Here is a 22,530-nt window from a genome sequence, read left to right on the forward strand (position 1 = left end):
TGGTATTTTATACAAAGACAAAACCCTTGCAGTGCAAGGGTTTCATTATTTTTTTGGTATTTTGATTTGGTATAATCGGGTGAAAATACCAGCATTTTAAGACGGTATTAAAAGGGCAAGTGTAGCGTTATTGTCAAGATAGGTTTGTAATGCTTCTTTCTTTTTGAAATTCCTGAACTCTTTATCAATGTTTGCTGCGTAACGGCTGTTAAGGAACTTGCGAATGTGCAGGTCGGTTATTTTTTTCTTTCCTCCTTTGAATGGAAAAGGATTGAAATGCTTCTTTTGTATAATGATGTGATATACAGCCGCCATCTTTTCAACGTTGCCATGCTTTTTGATGAAACCATATTGGCTATCTATTAAGCCGGTGTTGAATAATTCTTCTTCCACTAAAGCAAAGCGATCAGACTTTGCAATTATTTCGGTGTAAGGCAATATGTTTTTTTGTTCGCCCCGGATGTCAGCTTTTATTGCATTGAATTTGGGCTCCTGGTCTTTTACTGCAATTGCTGTGGCAGGTTTTGGAAGATTAAGCGGTGTTGCTTCAATAATAAAAGATGTTTGCGGCGGAGCTTCGCTAAAATATAATGAGTGTATATCTTCTTCAGTTAGCAAGTCTTCTTTTACAAAAGCTGAAAAGCTGTTTTGAATTTCGAGGTATAACCTGATTAGCTGATATTTTAAATACTGGATTGTGTAAGCATCATCAGCCTGTTTCTTATCACTGTTCTTGTCAGCAACAATAGCCAATTGAAAATTGTTATTGCTGATTACCGTTTCTGTTTGATTCAGTTTGTCTTTGAGCTTCTTTGTTAACGTATCGTGTATCCAGAATTTTTTCTCATCATCACCTGCCTGATTCATCAGGGTGTGCAGATTATTGATGTACCTGTTTGCTTCGTTCGCAAAAAGCAAATGGTAATATTTTCGTTTTGCTGTCAGTGGTTTTGGAAAAGCTAATTCATATAAAGGTTGCTGAACCAGATTTTCCTTTGGAAGCTCATGCAACATTTGATGAAACTTTTGTTCAGTGGTGGTATTATCCAGCCAAGGTTGCTGCACCAGCAAAATATTGTGATAAAGTTCTAAGGTGTTATTCATAGTTCTAATTGAATGCGATTTGCAGCTTCCTTTTTTTTCTTATCAATCACCTTTGCATAAACCTCGGTTGTTTTCAAATGACGATGCCCCAGCATTTTTGAAACTGTATAAATATCGGTTCCTAAATTTAATTGTAATGTAGCATAAGTATGCCTGGCACAATGGAAAGTGATGTGCTTTGTGATACCGGCTTTCATTACCCACTCTCTTAGTTTTAAGTTATTCCAGGCACTGTACTTTAAATCTTCAAAAATTGCCTGCTCCGGTTTGCCTCTTTCGCCTAATAAATCGAACGCCTGCTTTGATATAGGTAACGTTTCTGAACCCTTCGTTTTCTTCTGCCGGAACCGGATGTAATAATCATTGCCTGAACTCTGTATTTCAGACCAAACAAGTTTTTTAATATCAGACCATCTTAGCCCGGTTAATGCAGAAAAAATAAAAGCCTGCTTTAGTATTGGTAAATCACATTCTTCTTTTGCTGCCGCCTGCAATTCTTCGAAAGTTAAAAACTCTCTGCTTGCATCATCAGGTTTTATACAATCAACCTGATTTGCCGGGTTGGTTAAAATGATGCCTGCTTTTACGGCTTCCTTTAAAGCTGCGGTTACTTTACTGTAATACGATGCCTGGGAGTTTTGAAGCAATGACTTTTTGTTTTTGGTTTTTGCGGTGTGCTTCAAATAGTATTTGAAATCTTCGAGCCAGGCTTTATCAATCTCTTTGAAAGTAATATCAAACTTTGCAAACTCCTGCAAGTGCTTTAACGTACTGTTCCAGTTGCCCCAATTGCCATCACTATCTTTTCTTTTTTCTGTAAGCATTTCAAAGTATGCAAGGAAGCTGCCTTTAGTTTTCTCCGTATCTCTAAAACCAAATTCTTCATTCTTGATTTGCAGATGCCGCTTTGATTTGATGGCTTCTGCTAAAGCCAACGTTTCATCATTGTGTTTCTTCTGCTCCTTGGTAAGCTTACCTTTTTCCGGTGTTGGGAACAGGTACATTTTTAAATATTCATACTTACGTTTGCCATCTTCGTAGTAGTCTAAATAAAGGCTGACCTTATCGCCTTTCTGACGTTGTCTAAGCGTTACATTCATACGACTGAAGTATTAAAGATGTTATCAATTGCTTTTCGTGAAATGATAGTGCGACTGCCTAACTTACCTGCTGTTAATTGTCCTTTTTCAATGAGCCTGTAAATGGTCCATCTACTTGTACCCAGCAACTGGCAGGTTTCATCTACACTCAGGAAATCTTTTTGAACCACAACCGGATTGAATGCAGTAACAATTTTTTGCTTTTCTTCCTGGATAGCTGTTTCAATCTTCGCTGCTCTCTTGCGTTGTTTATACGCTTACTTAGCACAGCTATCGGAGCAAAACTGTGTAACAGTTGTTTTAGCGGTGAAGCGTTTACCGCAGCAATTGCAGGTTTTTTCTAAGCGAATGTTACTACTCATATTTGTTGCCTTGTGTAGCTAAGTGTAGCTGCTTGTTGCTGTGTGTAGCACAATTTCTCCCTTATCGATTTTTTGATGCCGGGCAACAAATAATACTACTTTGGGCAACATTCAGGCAACTAATATACAACAAAAAGGGCAGACTGGCAACAAAAAAGAGAAAGATATTTCTATATAATAGTTGAAAAACAGATGTATAATTAATAAAAGAAGGATAGTTACTTTCCAATACAAAACTTACTGAATATATAATCCAGCTGATCTTCATTTGTCACTTCACCGGTTATTTCACCCAGGAAGTGCAGGCAACGGCGGATGTCGATGGCGAGCAGGTCGCCGGGAATATTGTTGTCAAGCGCATCGCGGATATCCTGCAGCGCGGTGTACACTTCCTGTAAAGCGGCCACATGGCGCGCATTGGTTACCAGGGTTTGATCCGTTTGCAGGTTTTCGCTTACGGCAAGTTTAAATAGCTGCTGCTTCAGGTCTTCGATACCCTGTTCATTTTTAGCAGAGATGGTAACGAGCTTGCCGTTACCGGCAGGAGAATAGGTATTGGGCAATTGATCAGCCTTGTTGGCCACCAGCAGGTATTGCAGGTGTTCTGCAGCAAACTGTGCTTCCATAGCCTGCAGCTCGGCGGCTGTGGTTTGTGTAATATCGTAGAGGTACAATACAATGTCTGCCTCACGCATTTTGGCCATGCTTTTTTCTACGCCAATAGTTTCAATCACATCGCTGGTATGTTCGCGTATGCCGGCTGTATCAATCAGGCGGAACAACACACCGTTAATGTTCAGCACTTCTTCAATGGTATCACGCGTAGTGCCGGCGATATCGCTTACAATGGCGCGTTCTTCATTCAGCAGGGTGTTGAGCAGGGTTGATTTGCCTGCGTTCGGTTTGCCAATGATGGCTACCTGCACACCATTTTTGATCACATTACCCAGCTTGAATGATTGAAGCAGTTTGTTTACCTGTACCAGCGCTTCATCCAGTAAGCGGAATAACTGCGGCCTGTCTGCAAAGGTTACATCCTCCTGCGAAAAATCAAGTTCCAATTCTATGAGTGCGGAAAAGGAAATCAGCTGATCACGCAATTGTTTCAGGGTATGCGAAAAGCCGCCGCGGATATTTTGCAGTGCGTTTCTTTTGCTGGCTTCGGTATTGCTGGCAATGATGTCAGCTACTGCTTCGGCCTGGGTTAAATCCATTTTACCGTTGATGAATGCACGTTGTGTAAACTCACCCGGTTTCGCAATACGGGCGCCCTGTTTTACCAGCTGGGCCAGTACCTGCTCCTGTATATAATGCGAGCCATGGCAGGATATCTCTACCACGTTTTCACCTGTAAACGATTTGGGTGCTTTAAACAATGCCACTACCACTTCATCGAGCAGTACCTCACCGCTTTTCAGAAAACCGACATGCAGGGTATGCGATGGCTGGGCAGTAAGGTCTTTCGAGGGAAACAACTCATTCACTATATCGATCGCTGCTGTTCCGCTCACGCGTATAACGCCGATAGCGCCTATTCCCTGAGGTGTTGCCAATGCGGTGATGGTATCGTTCCAACCGGCCAGTTTTCCGTGCATGCTGTTTAATTGTGCGGCAAAATTAAAGTAAAAAAAAATCCCGCCGGAATTGGCGGGATCCACTGTATACCGGAACCTGAGACCACTTGCTTTATTCTTCCTCTACCTTGAAAATCACTACCTGCCGCTGCCGGTAGTTTACATTGCGGCCGTTTTGTACGGCGGGCGTCCATTTAGGACCGCGCTGTATCACTTTCACTGCTTCGGCTGCTGTGCCGTACCCGGGGTCGTTTTCAGCCACCACTTCAGAAACACTGCCGTCCATCCTGTTTACCACGAAAGAAACCACCACTTTCAGCGTACTGCCCGACGCTGCGCCATTTTCAGCAGGTATGGCTGCATTTAAATTGCGCTCCAGGTATTTTCTCCAGGCGTCGATACCACCGGGAAATTTGGCTTCTATCTGCACAATAGCCACAATATCATCCACATCATTTTTGGGTTTCAGCTCAGTAGCTACGCCGGTGCCTTTTACTTCTGATGGTGGTGCAACAATACCGTTGTCGTCAATGCCGTTGGGGTTGTTGATATTGCCAATTTTAGCATGGTCCAGCTCATCCACTTCTTTCATTTCATCTTCAGGTTTCACGTTGTTATCGGGCACCACTACAGGCGGTGTTAATTTGATGGTTTTAACCGGCTCAACTGGTTTGGCAACAGGCGGTGTAACCACAGGGTCAGGCTTTTTTAAATCAACCGTTGTAAGTGTTACCACCTGCTCTATCGCTGGCCCCGGCGCTGGCTTTTTAGCACCTGCCAGCAAGCTGCCTGCGAAGAATAAACCGCTAACGCCAACCATAATACCAATGGCAGTGAGCAGGCGTTTGTTGTACGTTTTGCGTAATTGATAAGCACCGTAGTCTTTGTTTTTATGCTCGAATAATATATCCAGCATGTCGGCTTGCAGTATGTTATTGGCTTGCATAATGGTGTGTTTGTTAATGAGATGCTCAGCAAAAAACTTTCCATACAAGTACAATAAAAGTTTATTCAAAATCGCTGAAACAGCTGCTGGTAAAGGGTTCCAGCCGGCAATTAAAAAGCAGGAACTGTATCGTTCAATTACGCAACCATGCGACTGCTATAAAAAAAGGCCATTACAATTATTAATACAATTGCACAATCAATAAGAAATAATTATAATTAAAAACAGCTGCTACCGCACCAGAACAATGCGCAGTAACAGCTGTTGCAAAAAACAAAAAGGGCTGCTGTATTGCTACAGCAGCCCTTTTATAATGTGTGTGGTTTTTATTGTAAAACCTGCTATTCTTCAGCAACCTGGAAGGTGATGCTTTGTTTCTGACGGTAAATTACGTTTCTACCGTTTTGAACAGCTGGTGTCCAGTTAGGACCTTTTTTGATAACGCGAACAGCTTCATCAGATGTTCCGTAACCTGGGTTGTTCTCGGCTTTTACTTCAGAGATATGGCCGTCTTTATCCACGAGGAATGAAACGACTACAGTGTAATTGCCGGGAGGAGCACCGTTTTCTACAGGTAAATCACGGTTCAGGTTTCTTTCCAGGTACTTTCTCCATTCGCCGTCACCACCGGGGAATTTGGCCTGGATCTGTACTGTTTTAAATTCCTTATCGTAATCTTCTGTTGGTTTCGGAGCTTCCACCACACCAGTACCTTTTTCTTCTACTGGCGGAGCAACAATGTTCGGGTCTTTAATACCCTCCTGGTTGATGGTACCGATTTTGGTATCTTCCAGTTTTTCCTGCTCCGGAGGTGGTTCTTTTACTTCCTCGTCTTTTACAATTTTGGGAGGCGTAAATTTAGTGATCTCCACTTTAGGCGGCTCCTGTTTAGGGGGCGGCGGTGGCGGAGGTTCAGGCTTCTTCTCCTCCTGCTTTTTAATATCTTCCAAGCTTACATCCTGAACGATGATTTCAGTCTTGGCTTTCTTTTTTGTATTGGCCAGGATACCTGCAACGAACAGCAGTAAACAAACCAACGCCATCACAATGATCGAAGTGACCAGGCGCTTTCTGTAAGTTTTACGCAGTTCGTAAGCACCGTATTCCTTATTTCTGCCCTCGAAAATGATATCGAGCACATCGGCACTTAAAATTTTGTTTGCTTCCATTGCGTCACAATGTTTTTAATAAGATTCATAAACCCGGACAATTCCACAGAATTATTTTCCGGCAGGAGCTGCTGCGCCGCCTTCTGATAATTTAACCACCTGCTCTTCAACAGGGGAAATTTCAACAAGGGCGTAACGTTTTACCACGTTTATCAGCATTTCATCCAACATGTCAGTGACGTTCTTGTAAGAAGATTCATCCGTAGGTTTAATTACCACCACAAAATCCTTTTCATCGGTTCTGTGTTTTTTATCGGCAATTACATCACGGATCTCCTTAGAATTGGCCGATTTCAGGTTGGAAGCAGTTGCATCCAGGATACCCTCGTAGTAGAAGATATGGTTATCTCTACCCAACAGTATGGTTAATGCACCTGATTCTTTTGCCTTGGTCTGCTCTTCCGGTTTATCTGTGTCCTTCGGCAGGTTCAGCTTCATGGCTGTAGCCTGGCTCATGGTAGTGGTGAAAATGAAAAACGTGATCAGCAGGAAGCCCAGATCCACCATTGGAGTAAGGTCTACCCTGGTTGACAGTTTCTTACCTTTTTTGACGCCGGGCCCTTTCTTATGTCCGCCACCCGACGAGGTGTCCATTTCTGCCATAGCGCAATCAGATTTATTTTGTTTAAAATATTGTTATCCCTAACCCTTTCAACCCTTATTCAACCGGTGCACCACCTTTGGTAATCTGGTTTGCTTTGTACAAATCAGTACCGGTTGGTACGCCCTGGGGATTGGTTACCAGCTGGAATTTCAGGAGGTCATTCTTCGTAAGTGCCTGTTTTACAGCTTTGAAAGCAGGGTACTTAGATTCATTGTCACCTTTAATCAGCAGGTTCATAGAACCGCCTGAATAAGTGCTTACCGCAGCACGCATCCAGTCGTTCATTTCGTTATTAGCAGTATCCTTCACAGAGATGCCTGGTAAGGTTTTGTCCGTCTGTTGATCTTTCGGCAAAGTCAGCTGCTGTTTTAAACCGGCAATTGACATACCCCAGAAATCCAGTTTGGCCAATGCGTTAATATCTGCTTCACTCCAGCCCGCGCTGCGGATCTGGTTGAGAGAATTTAACAGCGATTGTTTTTTACTTACATCATCCATTGAGAGAAATACCTTGCCATCTTTTGTGATGGATATGAGTACCACATCTTTTTCAGGAGCCACTTTCGATGCTACTGAGCTGGGTGTGGTAACGGCTACCGCTTCGGAGGGCTTGAATTTTGTTGTCAGGATGAAAAACGACAACAACAGAAAAGCCACATCACACATCGCCGTCATATCTACACTCGTACTCTTTCGTGGTATTTTCGGTCTGGCCATTGTTAATTTTTTTTATCTTCTCTAATAAAGATGCGATCATGCATCATTTCCACAAATACACTGTAGGTTTTTTACAGATTATTTGTAGTTGGCAGCGAAGCTCTGGGTTAAAGTGAAACCAGATTCGTCGATACCGTAAGTGATGGCGTCGATTCTTGTAGTGAAGACGTTGTACATGATGATTGACAGCGCAGATGTACCGATACCCAGGGCTGTGTTATACAGGGCCTCAGAGATACCTTGTGACAGTTTCTGTGCAGCTTCACCACCACCGCTGTCACCAAGCGCAGCGAATGAACGGATCATACCCATTACCGTACCGAGCAGACCGAACAGGGTTGCTACTGATGCGATAGTTGACAGGAATACCAGGTTTTTTTCCAGCATAGGCAGTTCAAGCGCAGTTGCTTCTTCTACTTCTTTCTGGATGTTCAGCACTTTCTGCTCAGTGTCCAGCTCAGAATTGCTGATCATTTCTTTGTACTTGCGCAGACCTGCTTTCATTACATTACCCACAGAACCTTTCTGTTTGTCGCACTCAGCAATAGCTTTGTCAACATCTTTATTAGCCAGGTGGAACTGTACTTTGCGGATGAATTCAGAAATGTTACCGGCACCTTTGGCTTTGGTAACAGTCAGTAAACGCTCAATTACGAAAGTGATAACGGTTAACAGGAAACCAATCAGGATTGGTACGATGATACCACCCTGGTACATACGGGCGAGGTTGCTCTTAGGACCTTCGTGTGACGGCCAGAATCCGCCGGCTTTGTCAGGGTTAGTGAAATTAGCGTCCGCGCCAATCATAAAACGCCAGATAACATAACCCAGGATAATACAAACCAATGGAGCTATCCATGAAATTGCATTACTAGTTTTCTTCGGTTGTACAGAACTGATGCTCTTTGTTGCTGCTGCTGTTGCAGTTGGTTTAGTTTCAGCCATGATGCAATTGATTTTTTAGGTTTAAACTAATTATTCAAAATTTGAGTTCGCAATTCTAACGAAAAATCGTTTTAAAACACAAGTATTCCTAAGAAATTAATTTAGGGTTGCACAAATTATAAAAATTTAAGCGCCTTACAAATATACCCGCCGCATTTTTTTTAGCTTTTAAAGCTCCCTTTATTAGGCCAAACAACAGTTTTTTTAAGCCACTGGTTCAATATGGTTTAAAAAAGGTATAAGATGCCGTAACCAAATCAAATCCACAATTTTTATCGGATATTCGCCACAGCCTGCCTGCTGTGTTTTGTGCTTAAAAACTCTTCTGTAAATTGTAAATTTTCCCGTGTATATGAAACATGTTGTGCTTTCCTGTGCACTGGCTGCCACAGTCTTTTCTTCGTTGCATGCCCAGCGCCACAAACCCGTAAACCCCGCACCGGCAAAAGATACCACGCATTTGCCTCCTGTACCGGCACCCAGGCAAGGACCTAAACCCTATAAAGATGTCGTTACTGCCAAAGCTGTTACACATAAAGGTTTGTTTACTGTTCACCAGGTTGACGACAAATGGTATTTTGAACTGCCCGATTCAATGTTTAACCGCGATATTATGGCCATTACCCGTTACAGTAAAACGCCTGGCGGAGGCGGCGTTTACGGCGGCGAACTGGTAAACCAGCAAACCATTGAATGGGAAAAAGGACCGGCCAACACGGTTTTCATGCGTGTGATAACGCTGGTAAACATGGCCGACAGTACCAGCAGTATTTATAAGGCTGTTACCAATTCTAACCTTAATCCCATTGCCGCCGCATTCGACATTAAAGCTGTAAGTGCCGATTCTGCGGGCGTTGTAATCGATGTAACCGATTTTTTTAAGGGCGATAACCAAGCCGTTAGCCTTAGCCCCAATGCCAAACGCAGGCTGAATGTATCGGCTTTATCATCTGACCGGTCTTATATCGATTACATACATACCTATCCCATTAACACAGAAGTAAAAACGGTGAAAACCTTTAGTGCCACTGCATCCGCTGGTTTCAGCCTGTTTGGCCCTTCGCAGCCGCCGCTGCCCGCCGCCAGTGCCATCGGGGCCATTACCATGGAGCTCAACACTTCGTTTATACTGCTGCCGAAACAGCCCATGCAACGCCGTTTTGCCGATGCCCGTGTAGGCTTTTTTGCCGATGATTATACCGTTTACGGTGATGACCAGCAGAAAGTGCAGAACCAGGTTTTTATTGTACGCTGGCGACTGGAGCCCAAACCCGAAGATGTAGCCAGGTGGGAAAAAGGCGAACTCGTTGAGCCGCAAAAACCCATTGTGTACTACATAGACCCCGCCACACCCAAACAATGGCGCAAATACCTGGTACAGGGCGTTAACGACTGGCAGCAGGCTTTTGAAAAGGCCGGTTTCAAAAACGCTGTTATGGCGAAGGAATGGCCCGATTCGGCCGGTATGAGCACAGAAGATGCCCGCTTTTCTATGATCCGCTATTTTGCATCGGATATTGAAAATGCCTATGGCCCCAATGTGCACGATCCGCGCAGCGGCGAAATCATTGAAAGCCACATTGGCTGGTACCACAACGTAATGAAGCTGGTACACGACTGGTATATGATACAGGCCGCGGCTGTTGACCCGGCTGCCCGTAAAATGAAATTTGATGATGAACTGATGGGGCAACTCATCCGCTTTGTTTCATCGCACGAAATAGGCCACACGCTTGGCCTGCGCCACAACTGGGGCTCAAGCAGCACCATACCGGTTGAAATGCTGCGTAACAAGGCATGGCTCGATGTACATGGGCATACCCCCTCCATCATGGACTATGCAAGGTTTAACTATGTGGCGCAGCCGGAAGACCATATTCCGCAGGCAGATTTATTCCCCCATATCGGCGAATACGACCGCTGGGCTATTCAATGGGGCTACACCAGCACCCACACTGCCACACCTGAAGCCGACCGAAAAATTGTAAACAGGTGGATTGTCGATAGCCTGGCAGCCAATCCCCGCCTGTGGTTTGGCGCAGAAACACACCCAACCGATGCACGTTCGCAAAATGAAGACCTTGGCGATGATGCCATGAAAGCCAGTGCATACGGTATTAAAAATTTACAGCGTATACTGGCACAATTACCCGTGTGGACCAGCGAAGAAGCCGATACCTACACCAACCTAAAGGATATGTACACCCAGCTTACCGGCCAGTTTTCCCGCTACATGGGCCATGTGCTGAAAAACGTGGGCGGTATTAATGAAACACCGAAGTCGGTTGAACAGGGCGGCAATGTATACGAGCCAACACCCAAAGCCAAACAAAAAGAAGCCGTAGCGTTTTTAAACAAGCAGTTGTTCGAAACGCCTTTCTGGCTGCTCGATAAAAATGTGCTCAACAAATTCAGTAACCCTGCCGATGCGGAAAGAGTGGCTGCCATACAGACCAACACGCTGAAAGGCCTGCTGAGCGCAGCACGTATCAACAGCATGTTAACTGGCAGCGAACGTTTTGGCGTAGCTCAAACCTACACCGCAGCTGAAATGCTGGACGATGCAAAAAAGGGCGTGTGGAGCGAATTAAGCAGCAAAAAGCCGGTTGAAATGTATCGCCGCAACTTGCAGAAAGCCTATATAGCAGCCCTGGTTGAACTGGCCAAAACTGATGCAGACAACAGTGATTTCGTGATTGTTTTAGGCCGTAGCGGCGCTGCCGGCAGCAATACTAACGCCGCCTCATCCGATGCTTCTTCACTCGCAAGGGCACAACTGGCAGCGCTGCGCACCGAAATTAATGCAGCTATGCCGGGTTTTACCGATAAAATGACACGTTACCACCTGCAGGATATAGCAGACCGCATAAAAAAAGCGCTCGATCCCTCACATTAGCTTTTTTCGCCAGTAATGGCTGAAGCCCGCGCTATGCGCGGGCTTTTTTATTTTCTGTAAACAAAATACCTGCGCAGAATGTAGGACAATGGATTTCTTTACAAAACCTATTTTGCGTATGAAAAAGCACACATTAACCGCCTTTGTTGCCGTATTACTGTTTACTTCCTTCACCTTGTTCTCGTGTAAATCAAAACCTTCCGATGCTGACATACAGGCTGCTATTGCCACAGCCGTATCTACCATTCCCGGTGCATCTGCCGCCAGTGCTGCTGTGAAAGACGGCGTGGTAACCATTACCGGCCAGTTTACCGATGATGCAGCTAAAAGCCAGTACGAGACTGCCGTTAAAAATGTAAAGGGTGTAAAATCTGTACAGGATAATGCCAACGTACAGCCGCAGGTACAGGCGCCTGTTACCGCTCCTGTTGAAATTTCCGCCGATGATGCATTAAACAAGGGATTATCTGATGCCGTAAAAGATTTCAATGGCGTACAGGCTTCTGTAAAAGATGGCGTTGTAACGCTTACCGGTGAAATCAAACGCTCCGATCTGCCCAAACTCATGCAGTCAGTCAGCAGCCTTCGACCCAAAAAAATCGATAACAAATTGGTCATTAAATAACACAGAGGAGGAAACGAACTATGTCTTTACAGGATAAATACAAACCACTCACAGATGCCGCTACAGCAGCCGGCGTAAGCGATTTGCAGGTAAGAGAGCAGGATGGCATTCTGTACATTGACGGCACTGCCACTGACGGCAAAACAAAAGACCAGCTTTGGGATGTGTATAACCAGGTAGATCCTGATTACCGCTCCGGCGACCTGGTTCTCAACATCAACGTAACACCGGCTGCGGCAGGTTCAAAAGCCACGGTTGTAACGGACGAATCGAACCTGAACATCCGCAAAGGCCCCGGCACAGACCAGCCCATTGTAGGCAAGGCCGCGCATGGCGCAAGTGTTACACTGCTTAACCAAACCAACGACCAATGGTGGCTGGTAAAAACGGAAAGCGGTGAAGAAGGTTATGCCTATGCACGTTATTTGAAAGCTGAATAATAGCCGCGTTGTAACGGGCGTGCCTGGCCCTGCTATTCGTAACGTAATGCCACAATGGGATTTAACCTGGATGCCTTGATCGCCGGCCACAGGCCTGCTCCCAGCCCTACCATGGAGCAGATAAGTATACCGATGATCACCCACATCCAGGGCACTACAAAGCCAACTCCCAGGAACACGGAAAACAGGTTGCCAACCAGCACGCCCAGCACAATGCCGAAGAAGGCGCCCAGCAGGCTGATAATAGTAGATTCGAAGAGGAACTGCTGCCGTATGTTTTTGCGTTTGCCGCCAAGGGCTTTAATCAGCCCCACTTCTTTGGTGCGTTCGTTCACGGCAACCAGCATAATATTCATTAAACCAATGGCTGCGCCTATCAGGGTAATTAACCCGATAGCGCCTGCAGCGCCCTGTATACTGCCCAGCAGGCCGATAAAGGTTTCAGCGAGCTTGTCGCTTTTTTCAATTACAAAATTATCTTCATCGGCAGGGTGCAGTTTGCGGATACCGCGAAACAATGCCGTGCTTTCTTCTACTGCGCCATTCAGGAGCTGCACATCATCGGTTAACACGCCAATGGTGTACGAGGGTGATGTATTGCCTGTTCTGCGTACATTGCTGTAGGTGGTAATGACGATATTGTCTGCACGCATCATGGCGCTGGCACCTTTTGTTTTCAGCACACCGATAACACGGTAGGGGTAACTGCCTACGGTGATCATTTTATCGATCGCTTTCTCCGGGTTTACCGGGAACAGCTTTGCTGCCACATCACTGCCCAGCATACATACGTTGCGGCCTGTTTCTATATCAAGATGGTTAAAATTACGGCCAACAGCCAGCGTAAAACCATTTACCTGCAGGTAGTTCTCATCTCCCCCGCGCATGTTTACGTTGGGGTTTGTTTTGCGTTCCTGGTAATGCACTTCATTACCACCCGGACCATTCAATGCAATACTTACCAGGCCGGGATAATGAAAGGCCGTTTTAAACTGTTCCGCTTCCGTAACCTGGATGGGTTTATCGAGGTTTGATTTCTTCTGCTTTTTTCCCTTCGTCACTTTTACCGTTGAGTTGTTGTTCCCGAAACGGATACGTTCTTTATACGAAATGGTAAAACCGTTGGCGCCCATGGTAGAAAAGCTTTCTTTCAGGCTTTTATCCATGGCATCGATCGCGGTGATAATACCTATCAGCGCCATAATACCAAATGCAATAATGGCCACGGTAATGCCCGTACGAAGGCGGTTGCTGCGCACTGTTTTAAAAGCCAGGTCGAAGGAGTCTTTAAGCGTCATACGCTGGTAAGCACAGGCTATTGGTTTCCCTGTTGCTATAAAGATACAGCAAGCGGTATTTAAACGATAATTTTTTAGAGGGAAGGATTTGAGGCCGGAAGAACGGCTTTCTGCCAATTAAAAAGGTTTCAGCCGTTCAGCTGAAACCTTTTGTTATACACAACGCCGGTAACGGCATGTTAGAAATAGAACCAGTTAAGTATGGTTTGCGGCAGTATACCCACAATAACAATGATCGCAGCAACTATCACCATTCCTGCTTTAAAACCAGGGGTAATGGTATCCGTTTGTGCCTCACCGTTTTTGAAGTACATGGCCTGTATTACACGGAAATAATAGTACGCACTCACCGCAGCAAACAGTACGGCAAAAATTACCAGCCAGGTATAAGAACCTGTTTTGATAACCGATGCCAGCATATAGTATTTTGCAAAGAAACCGGCTGTAAGCGGGATGCCTGCCAGCGATAACAGGAAAATAGTATTGGTGGCAGCCAGCAGTGGCTGTGTTTTTGCCAGCCCGTTGTATCCCTCAAAGCTTACATCTTTCATTTTGATGAGAATGGCGAAAATACCAATGGTAGCCAGGCTGTAGGCTGCTGCATATAACAGTAAACCTTCTTTGGCCATATCGTTCAGGCTGAATAAGGCAAACAGCATAAAACCTGCCTGCGCAATACTGGAGTAAGCCAGCATGCGTTTTACACTCTGCTGGAAAACCGCGGTGATATTGCCAATGAGCAGGGTTGATATGATAAGGATAGAGAACAGCATTTTCCAGTCAACCGCAGCAGATGTTTCTGTAACCCTTGCATCGAACAGGCGGATAAAGGCAACGAAAGCCGCCGCTTTTACAACGGTTGCCATAAAGGAAGTGAATACGCTGGGGGCACCATCGTACACATCGGGTGTCCAGAAATGGAAAGGAGCAGCGGATACTTTAAAGGCCATGGCCACCAGTAAAAACAGTAGACCGGCAATTTCCAGGAACGATACGCCTTTGTAGGAAGCGAACACGCTGCGTACTACTTCCAGCTGAAAAGAGCCTGTACCGCCGTAAATCAGTGCAATACCCATGAGCATAATACCGGTTGAGAAGGAGCCCATCAGGAAATATTTGATGGCAGCTTCATTGCTTTTCAGGTTGCGTTTGTCGCTTCCTGTTAAAATGTACAGCGGTATAGACAGGATTTCGATACCGATAAACAGCATCAGCAGGTTGCCGAAGCTGGTAAGCAGGGTTAAACCGCACAGTACAAAAAAGATCAGCGCGAAATATTCAGCTACATAGTTGCCGCTTTTTTCAATATCGCGGCCGCTGAGTACCACATAAATAAGCGTGGCGCCAATACCGATGGTATTAAAGAACAGGCCGAACTTGTCGAAGCGCAGCATGTTGTGCAGGTCAATTTTAAACAGGGAACATCCATAGGTATCTGCAATGTTCGCTATCAGCAAAACAAGCAAACCTGCCGCAGCTATGTGTTTCAGCGCGCTTTTATTTTTCACGAAAACGCTGCTAAACATCATTACAACACCTAAAACAGCCGAGAGTATGATTGCGTTCATATTACCTGCAATGCTTTTTAAAACGAATGAATTTTAGTTAATACAGAGTGCACGGTATCGTTGGTGAGTTGCAGCATGGGCTGTGGATACACGCCCAGTACAACAATTACCACTACCAGTATGGCCAGCATCAGCTTAACACTGAAATCGCTGTCAACCGCATTTTCTGTTGCAGCAACCGTGTTGCCGTAAAATATTTTCTGCACCATACCCAGTGTATACACCGCGGCAAGTATAATGCTGATGCCTGCAATACCTGCCATCCAGCCATTGTAGCGGAACAGGCCGTTAAACATCATAAACTCACCTACAAAGGCATTGGTCAGCGGCAGCGCAATATTGGCAAAGGCCATAATCACAAACAGTATGGCCAGTCCGGGCGCTTTCTGCGCCAGTCCGCCCAGTTCGCTGAACTTGCGTGTGCCCTGGTTTTGTTCAATGGCATCAACCACAATCCACAAACCAATTACGTTTACACCGTGGTTGAACATCTGTACCATTACACCCTGCATGCCTACCTGCTGGCTCGAGAAAATAGCAGCGCACATTAACCCGATGTGGGCAATGGATGAATAGGCAACCAGGCGTTTAATATCGTCTTGTTTAATTGCAATCAGTGAAGCGTACAGTATACCAATTACGCAAAGGATAATCACAATGTGGTCAAAGCGCACTACCGCAGCAGGGAACACAGGCAGAATCCAGCGTATTACACCGTACAAGCCCATTTTTACCATTACACCGCTCAGCAGCATGGTTACTGCTGTGGGCGATTGCTCGTAAGTATCAGGCTGCCAGGTATGGAAAGGGAATACCGGCATTTTGATGGCAAAAGCAATAAAGAACAACCAGAAACCAAAGCTTTGTTCTGCCGGTGTAAGGTTGAGTTTATAAAAAGAAGCGATTGCAAATGAATGATCAGGTGTTTTAAAATACAGGAACAGTATACCCACCAGCATCAGCAGTGAACCGAGGAAGGTGTATACAAAGAATTTGAAGGTAACTGGTATTCTTTTTTCGCCGCCCCAGCCAGAACACAGGAAGTAAGCAGGAATCAGCGCCAGCTCCCAGAAGAAGTAAAACAACAGGCAGTCTGCAGATACAAACACACCCATTAAACCAGCCTGCAGCCACAACAGCAGACCGTAAAAATTACCGGCGTTCCTGTAATCGTTTTTAATGGTAGATACCACCACCAGCGGCATGGAGATACCGGTAAGCAGGGTGAGCATTTTTGCCATACCATCAAGGTGCAGGGTAAAACGGCTGCCCAGTGTAGGCAACCATGCAGCATCTGCATGCAATGCAGCCGCATTTTGTTCGTAAACACCTGCCAGCGATACAGCCAGCGTTACCAGCGATGCAATAACAGACCAGCCTTTGGCTGCTTTTTCATTTTTCAGAAAAAAGCTGACCAGTCCGGCCACAATGGGTATTAATATCAATAGAACAGGAATCATATCAGTAGTTTTCCTTCGGCCTGTTTAAAATATTTTCTTTAAAAATTCAGAGATGATGGTTTCGTTCCAGAATACCAGGAACAGCACCACCAGGCTCAATACCATGAACAGGATGTAGTTGCCCACCTGCCCGCTCTGCAGCAAACGCAGCTGGCGCGCGCTGTAACCAACAAACCTGCCTACGCCGTTTACAATACCGTCGATACCCGATTTTTCCACCACGTTTTTCAGGAAACCGGCCAGTTTCAGCAACGGGTTTACAATAACGGCATCGTATATTTCATCAACATACCATTTGTTTTCCAGCACTTTGCCCAGGCCTGTTTCTTCAGCATCACTGTACTGGTATTTGCTGAATTTGCGCCATGCCGCAACGATTACACCAATGATGATCACAGTTACCACACCCATCAGCATCAGCTCGGTGCTGTGTGATACAGTATGTGCTTCGTGTACATACCTGGTAGATTGTTCAAATACCGGCTCCAGGAATGCTTCCAGTTTGTGTGCATTCGGCAGAATGGCTTCGGGAATACCGATTAAACCACCAACGGCAGCCAGTATCGCCAGCACAATCAGCGGTATGGTCATTGCAGCCGGACTTTCATGCAGGTGATGCTCCTGCTCATGTGTTCCCCTGAACTGGCCAAGGAAGGTCATGGCGTATAACCGAAACATATAAAATGCAGTCATCAATGCACCGGCTACGCCGATATAATACAGCAGGCTGTTTTTTTCAAACGCAGCTGCCAGAATTTCGTCTTTGGAAAAGAAGCCCGACAATGGCGGCACACCTGCAATGGCAAAACAGGCTACCAGGAATGTCCAGTTGGTCTGCGGCATTTTTTTAGCCAGGCCACCCATTTTGCGGATATCCTGTTCGCCGCCCATGGCATGAATTACCGATCCTGCGCCCAGGAACAACAGGGCTTTGAAGAATGCGTGCGTCATAACATGAAACACGGCACCGGTATAGGCACCCACGCCCAAACCCAGGAACATATAACCCAGCTGACTTACGGTTGAATAAGCCAGTACTTTTTTAATATCGTTTTGTTTTAAAGCAATCGTTGCAGCAAACACCGCGGTAGCCAGGCCAATTACCGCGATGATAACCTGTGTTACAGGCGCCATCGTGTATAAAATATTGCTGCGGGCAATCATGTAAATACCTGCGGTAACCATGGTTGCAGCATGAATCAGTGCAGATACAGGTGTTGGACCCGCCATCGCATCAGGCAACCAGGTATACAAAGGAATCTGCGCGCTTTTACCCGTAGCACCAATAAACAGCAATATGGTGATGCCAAAGATATCGGCATTGCTGAGTTTGGCAGTTTGTGCAAATACTTCGTAGTATTCTACCGTGCCCAGTTTGGCCAGTATCCAGAACACAGCCAGCAAAAAGCCGAGATCACCGATACGGTTCATCACGAAAGCCTTTTTGGCGGCGTAGTTATAATTGTTGTTTTTAAACCAGAAGCCGATGAGCAGGTAAGAACAAAGTCCCACACCTTCCCAGCCGATAAACATAATAACATAGTTGGCGCCCAGCACCAGCAGCAGCATCGAAAACACGAACAGGTTCAGGTAAGCGAAGTACCGGCCAAAATGTTCGGCAGGCTCATCGTGCATGTACGAAGTGGAGTACAGGTGAATGAGAAAGCCGATACCGGTAATGATGAGCAGGAACAGGGAAGATAACTGGTCTACCTGGAAAGCAAACGCAATTTTAAACGATTCCACGTCAATGAACGAGAACAGTGGCTGCACGGGTAATGCGCCATTGCTTTTCACCTGGAAAAACAGTAACAGGCTCACAACGAAAGAAGCGAGAATTGAACCGCTGCCTATAATGCCGATCAGGGGTTTATTCAACGATTTGCGGAACAAACCATTGATTAAAAAACCAAGCAACGGAAAGAACGGTATTAAGTAAACTAAGTTATTCATGCACCGATACCCGAAAGGGCTTTTAAAATTTTATAATGAACTGCTGTTGCCGGAATTAGCCCGGTTAGTTTTTTAACCTGTTCAGGAAGTTAATGTCAACCGAGTGAACGTTCCTGTACATCATTACAATAATAGCCAGGCCCACACTTACTTCGGCTGCTGCTACCACCATAATGAAGAATACGAACAGTTGCCCGTCTATGCCTGCTGTGCTGGTTGCATCAGCTGCAAAGGCAGGTCCATGATACATTTTGGAGAATGCCACCAGCAACAGGTTGGTTGCATTCAGCATCAGTTCAATGCACATAAAAATGATGATGGCATTGCGGCGCGTAAGCACACCGATAATACCAATGCAGAACAAACAGGCCGCTAACGCGATATAATATTGAATGGGCATATGTTGCACCCCTGAACGGGCTATTTATGTTTATAAAATTCTGTTCCTACTAATTCTTTTTACCGATTACCACGGCACCAACCATGGCACTCAGGAAAAGCACACTGCTTATTTCAAACGGAATAACATAATCGCTGAACAATACTTTACCCAGCGTATTGATTAAACCGATATTACCCTCTTTCAGCTGTGCGGTTCTGTTAACCATATCAGCAGAAGAACGGATCACGGAAATAAGAATGGTGAATAAAATACCGCCGGAGATAACACCGGCCAGTTTCATCCAGATATTTTTCTGCGGTTCCGTATGGCTGTTCAGGTTCATGAGCATAATCACAAACAGGAACAATACCATGATGGCCCCTGCATATACAATCAGGTTCACAATGGCCAGGAACTGCGCATTTAACAGAATATAATGCCCTGAAATGGCAAAGAATACAGCAATAAGCCACAGGATGCTGTGTATGGGGTTTTTGCTTGCCAGCACCATAATGGCGCTCAGAAGTGCCAGTGCACTTAAAAACCAGAATAAAATTGTTGTTATACCCATTGTTTAAAACAGTGTGTGATTACGTATTGTGCGTCTGTTATTATTCCTGACCTTTTGCAGCAGCCAGGTCAGATGCCTGTGTTTTGGGATCAGGGATGAGCAGATCTTCCTTGCCGTATATAAATCCTTTGCGCGCATAGTTCGATGGCGCAAATGTTTCACTCAGGTAAATAGCGTCTTTCGGACAAGCTTCTTCACACAATCCGCAGAAGATACAACGCAGCATGTTTATTTCATAACGTGCAGCATATTTTTCTTCACGGTACAGGTTCTCTTCACCGGCTTTACGCTCTGCCGCTTCCATGGTAATGGCTTCTGCAGGGCAGGCAACTGCACACAATCCGCACGCTGTGCAACGCTCACGGCCTTCCTCATCACGGTTCAGTACATGCAATCCCCTGAACACCGGGCTGAATGGCCTGGTTTCTTCAGGATATCGGATGGTAGGCACTTTCTTGAACATATGACCGAAGGTGATAGACATACCTTTTGCAACAGAAGGAATGTACATTTTCTCCCATAAGCTCAACGGCCTGCGGTCAACGTCTTTTGATCTATGAGTTAAATTTTGCATGATAATTCTTTTATTAAATCCGCAGTATTAGCCTCTCAGCAATATCACCACGGCAGTAACCAACATATTTGCCAGCGCCAGCGGAATCAATGCCTTCCAGCCAAGGTTCATCAGCTGGTCGTAACGGAAACGGGGCAAGGTCCACCTGATCCACATGAATACAAATATGAAAATGAAAATTTTAACCAGGAAAGCCACCACACCAATGATCGCCAGCAGGTTGGGCGCCAGGTGCGCGTGTCCCAGGAATGGCACATCATAACCGCCAAAATACAGGCTGGCCATAATGGCACTGCTGATAAACATGTTGATGTACTCGGAGAACAGGTAAAAACCCAGTTTCATGGATGAGTACTCCTGGTGGTATCCCATGTTCAGCTCGCTCTCTGCCTCGGGCAAATCGAATGGTGCGCGGTTACATTCTGCCATCGCACACACAAAGAATATCAGGAAGCCCACCGGCTGGTAAACAATGTTCCATACATGACCTACCTGCTGCTCAACGATGGTTTTGATGCTCAGCGAACCGGTCAGCATCAGCAGGGCAATCAGTGAAATACCCATGGCCAGCTCATAGCTGATTACCTGCGATGCACCACGCAAGGCAGCCATCAGCGAGAACTTATTATTACTGGCCCAGCCACCGATCATGATACCGTAAACACCCAGGCTCACCACACCAAATACATACAGGATTCCAATGTTGATATCGGCAATCTGCAACTGAATGGTACGGCCGGCTATTTCTACCGAACTGCCCCAGGGTACTACGGCACAGGTCATCATGGCGGTTAACATCGCCAAACAGGGACCTAAAATAAACAGGAACCTGTTAGAGCTGTCGGGGATAATTTCTTCCTTGAAAAACAGTTTGAGACCATCTGCCAGGGGTTGCAGCAAACCAAACGGACCGGCCCTGTTGGGACCAATACGGTCTTGCATTACCGCGGCCACCTTACGCTCGGCATAGGTAGCGTACATCGCAATCACCAGCGAAGCGGTAATTACAATCGCAATCAGTATCAGTTTCTCTATCAGTAAAAACCAGTCAAGTGCTAGTAATGTCATACAAATAATCCCGTGGCGGGACTTTTATCGTCAATAAATAGGCTTAGTCTTTCTTAGGCAAGGCCGGATTAAAGTCATCTGAATGAGCCGGACCTTCAATCTGGCTCAGGTCTATGTTCGGCTGGTTCACCTGGCTAACGCTGTGAATATCCATCATTAACCTTGGCTTGCGGCCGTGTAATACCTTTTCAATGGTTTCTTCCGGTTTGTGCATGCCCACATAATGGCCCTGCGAAATAACGGAATGACGGCTGATTTTCCTCGGGCCTTCAATAACCCAGTCGCCGGTATGTTTTTTATCAAACCGGCAGGTATTGCAAATCCAGGCAGTTGTACCGTCTGGCAGGCTTTCCACTTCACCCCACTCATCTTTGCGGGCGGTAACGCGGAACACCTCATCGCCGCGGTACCACAGGGTAACCTGGCCACTGCAGGTTGGGCAGTCGCGGTGTGCGTCAACCGGTTTCAGAAACCATACGCGGTTTTTGAAACGGAAAGTTCTGTCAGTCAAAGCACCTACCGGGCAAACATCAATTACGTTACCGATAAAATCATTATCCAGTGATTTTTCGATGTAGGTAGCAATTTCTGCATGATCGCCGCGGCTCAGTATACCGTGCTCGCGTTTGTTGGTAAGCTGATCGGCTGTAAATACGCAACGGTAGCAAAGAATACAGCGTGTCATGTGCAGCTGTATATATTCACCCAGGTCGTGCTTTTCAAAAGTGCGGCGTTGAAATTCGTAGCGGGTGCCTTCCCTGCCATGCTCATAGCTCAGATCCTGCAGGTGGCATTCGCCGGCCTGGTCGCAAATGGGGCAATCGAGCGGGTGGTTAATCAGCAGCATTTCCACTACACCGGCGCGTGCGTCAACCACACGTTCGCTGGTAATATTTTTCACTTCCATACCATCCATTACAGTGGTGCGGCAGCTGGCTACCAGCTTGGGCATGGGGCGAGGATCTTTTTCAGAACCTTTGCTCACCTCCACCAGGCAGGTACGGCATTTACCGCCGCTGCCTTTCAGTTTGCTGTAAAAGCACATGGCCGGAGGCGCCACATCTCCACCAATTTTACGTGCAGCTTCCAGGATACTCGTTCCCGGCGCCACCTCAATGGTGATGTTATCGATGGTTACTTTAAACAATTGTTGCTCTGACATAAATATTTCGTT

At 45.8% G+C, this 22,530-nt stretch carries 21 protein-coding genes; 3 read left to right on the forward strand and 18 right to left on the reverse strand.

Going from position 1 to position 22,530, the window contains the following annotated elements; all coding sequences use genetic code 11:
- Positions 1-96: 96 nt before the first annotated feature.
- From DXN05_RS01005 to DXN05_RS01045, 9 genes are all read right to left on the reverse strand, one after another.
- Positions 97-1,104, reverse strand: a complete 1,008-nt coding sequence (locus DXN05_RS01005) for a DUF6617 family protein (protein ID WP_116845353.1) — start codon at positions 1,102-1,104, stop codon at positions 97-99.
- Positions 1,101-2,204 (reverse strand): site-specific integrase, encoded by a 1,104-nt coding sequence (locus DXN05_RS01010; RefSeq protein ID WP_116845354.1) that lies wholly within the window; start codon positions 2,202-2,204, stop codon positions 1,101-1,103. Before DXN05_RS01010 ends, DXN05_RS01005 begins: the two co-directional genes overlap by 4 nt.
- Positions 2,201-2,374, reverse strand: coding sequence for a helix-turn-helix domain-containing protein (locus DXN05_RS25220; protein ID WP_211329952.1), 174 nt, complete (start codon positions 2,372-2,374; stop codon positions 2,201-2,203). The genes DXN05_RS01010 and DXN05_RS25220 overlap by 4 nt, the downstream gene beginning before the upstream one ends.
- Positions 2,375-2,784: 410 nt before the next feature.
- Positions 2,785-4,161 carry a tRNA uridine-5-carboxymethylaminomethyl(34) synthesis GTPase MnmE gene (mnmE, locus tag DXN05_RS01020; protein WP_116846342.1) on the reverse strand — a complete coding sequence of 459 codons (1,377 nt, stop codon included), beginning with the start codon at positions 4,159-4,161 and terminating at the stop codon, positions 2,785-2,787.
- Between the two features lie 91 nt (positions 4,162-4,252).
- On the reverse strand, positions 4,253-5,086 hold the full coding sequence (locus tag DXN05_RS01025) for an energy transducer TonB (RefSeq protein WP_147313806.1): 834 nt from the start codon (positions 5,084-5,086) through the stop codon (positions 4,253-4,255).
- Positions 5,087-5,427: 341 nt separating this feature from the next.
- Positions 5,428-6,255 carry an energy transducer TonB gene (locus DXN05_RS01030; RefSeq protein ID WP_116845356.1) on the reverse strand — a complete coding sequence of 276 codons (828 nt, stop codon included), beginning with the start codon at positions 6,253-6,255 and terminating at the stop codon, positions 5,428-5,430.
- 51 nt (positions 6,256-6,306) lie between these two features.
- A complete protein-coding gene (locus DXN05_RS01035; protein WP_116845357.1) occupies positions 6,307-6,858 on the reverse strand; it encodes an ExbD/TolR family protein in 552 nt (183 codons plus the stop codon).
- Between the two features lie 55 nt (positions 6,859-6,913).
- The gene (locus DXN05_RS01040; protein WP_116845358.1) at positions 6,914-7,576 is read right to left on the reverse strand and encodes an ExbD/TolR family protein; all 663 of its coding nucleotides are present in this window, start codon (positions 7,574-7,576) and stop codon (positions 6,914-6,916) included.
- Positions 7,577-7,654: 78 nt separating this feature from the next.
- Entirely contained in the window at positions 7,655-8,521 is an 867-nt protein-coding gene (locus DXN05_RS01045) for a MotA/TolQ/ExbB proton channel family protein (protein WP_116845359.1), read from the reverse strand.
- Between the two features lie 352 nt (positions 8,522-8,873).
- Here DXN05_RS01045 and DXN05_RS01050 point away from each other — a divergent pair, with 352 nt between their 5' ends.
- The 3 genes from DXN05_RS01050 to DXN05_RS01060 all read left to right on the forward strand — a co-directional run bounded on the left by DXN05_RS01050 (position 8,874) and on the right by DXN05_RS01060 (position 12,482).
- Entirely contained in the window at positions 8,874-11,417 is a 2,544-nt protein-coding gene (locus DXN05_RS01050; protein WP_116845360.1) for a zinc-dependent metalloprotease, read from the forward strand.
- Between the two features lie 118 nt (positions 11,418-11,535).
- Positions 11,536-12,042 carry a BON domain-containing protein gene (locus DXN05_RS01055; protein WP_116846343.1) on the forward strand — a complete coding sequence of 169 codons (507 nt, stop codon included), beginning with the start codon at positions 11,536-11,538 and terminating at the stop codon, positions 12,040-12,042.
- A gap of 20 nt (positions 12,043-12,062) precedes the next feature.
- Complete coding sequence (locus DXN05_RS01060) at positions 12,063-12,482, forward strand: SH3 domain-containing protein (RefSeq protein ID WP_116845361.1); 420 nt, start codon at positions 12,063-12,065, stop codon at positions 12,480-12,482.
- Between the two features lie 32 nt (positions 12,483-12,514).
- On the opposite strand, the gene DXN05_RS01065 is transcribed toward DXN05_RS01060, so the two are convergent.
- From DXN05_RS01065 to DXN05_RS01105, 9 genes are all read right to left on the reverse strand, one after another.
- Positions 12,515-13,780 (reverse strand): ABC transporter permease, encoded by a 1,266-nt coding sequence (locus DXN05_RS01065; RefSeq protein ID WP_116845362.1) that lies wholly within the window; start codon positions 13,778-13,780, stop codon positions 12,515-12,517.
- 179 nt (positions 13,781-13,959) lie between these two features.
- Complete coding sequence (locus DXN05_RS01070; protein WP_116845363.1) at positions 13,960-15,348, reverse strand: NADH-quinone oxidoreductase subunit N; 1,389 nt, start codon at positions 15,346-15,348, stop codon at positions 13,960-13,962.
- Between the two features lie 17 nt (positions 15,349-15,365).
- Positions 15,366-16,808 (reverse strand): complex I subunit 4 family protein, encoded by a 1,443-nt coding sequence (locus DXN05_RS01075; RefSeq protein WP_116845364.1) that lies wholly within the window; start codon positions 16,806-16,808, stop codon positions 15,366-15,368.
- A 24-nt stretch (positions 16,809-16,832) separates the two neighbouring features.
- Entirely contained in the window at positions 16,833-18,761 is a 1,929-nt protein-coding gene (nuoL, locus tag DXN05_RS01080) for an NADH-quinone oxidoreductase subunit L (protein WP_116845365.1), read from the reverse strand.
- Positions 18,762-18,825: 64 nt separating this feature from the next.
- The gene (gene nuoK, locus DXN05_RS01085; protein WP_116845366.1) at positions 18,826-19,161 is read right to left on the reverse strand and encodes an NADH-quinone oxidoreductase subunit NuoK; all 336 of its coding nucleotides are present in this window, start codon (positions 19,159-19,161) and stop codon (positions 18,826-18,828) included.
- A 49-nt stretch (positions 19,162-19,210) separates the two neighbouring features.
- A complete protein-coding gene (locus DXN05_RS01090; protein ID WP_116845367.1) occupies positions 19,211-19,714 on the reverse strand; it encodes an NADH-quinone oxidoreductase subunit J family protein in 504 nt (167 codons plus the stop codon).
- A 40-nt stretch (positions 19,715-19,754) separates the two neighbouring features.
- On the reverse strand, positions 19,755-20,288 hold the full coding sequence (nuoI, locus tag DXN05_RS01095; RefSeq protein ID WP_116845368.1) for an NADH-quinone oxidoreductase subunit NuoI: 534 nt from the start codon (positions 20,286-20,288) through the stop codon (positions 19,755-19,757).
- Between the two features lie 27 nt (positions 20,289-20,315).
- Complete coding sequence (gene nuoH, locus DXN05_RS01100; RefSeq protein WP_116845369.1) at positions 20,316-21,356, reverse strand: NADH-quinone oxidoreductase subunit NuoH; 1,041 nt, start codon at positions 21,354-21,356, stop codon at positions 20,316-20,318.
- A 43-nt stretch (positions 21,357-21,399) separates the two neighbouring features.
- Positions 21,400-22,518 carry a 2Fe-2S iron-sulfur cluster-binding protein gene (locus DXN05_RS01105; protein WP_116845370.1) on the reverse strand — a complete coding sequence of 373 codons (1,119 nt, stop codon included), beginning with the start codon at positions 22,516-22,518 and terminating at the stop codon, positions 21,400-21,402.
- Between the last annotated feature and the right edge of the window lie 12 nt (positions 22,519-22,530).

Source organism: Deminuibacter soli (genome assembly GCF_003412455.1).
Lineage (GTDB): Bacteria > Bacteroidota > Bacteroidia > Chitinophagales > Chitinophagaceae > Deminuibacter > Deminuibacter soli.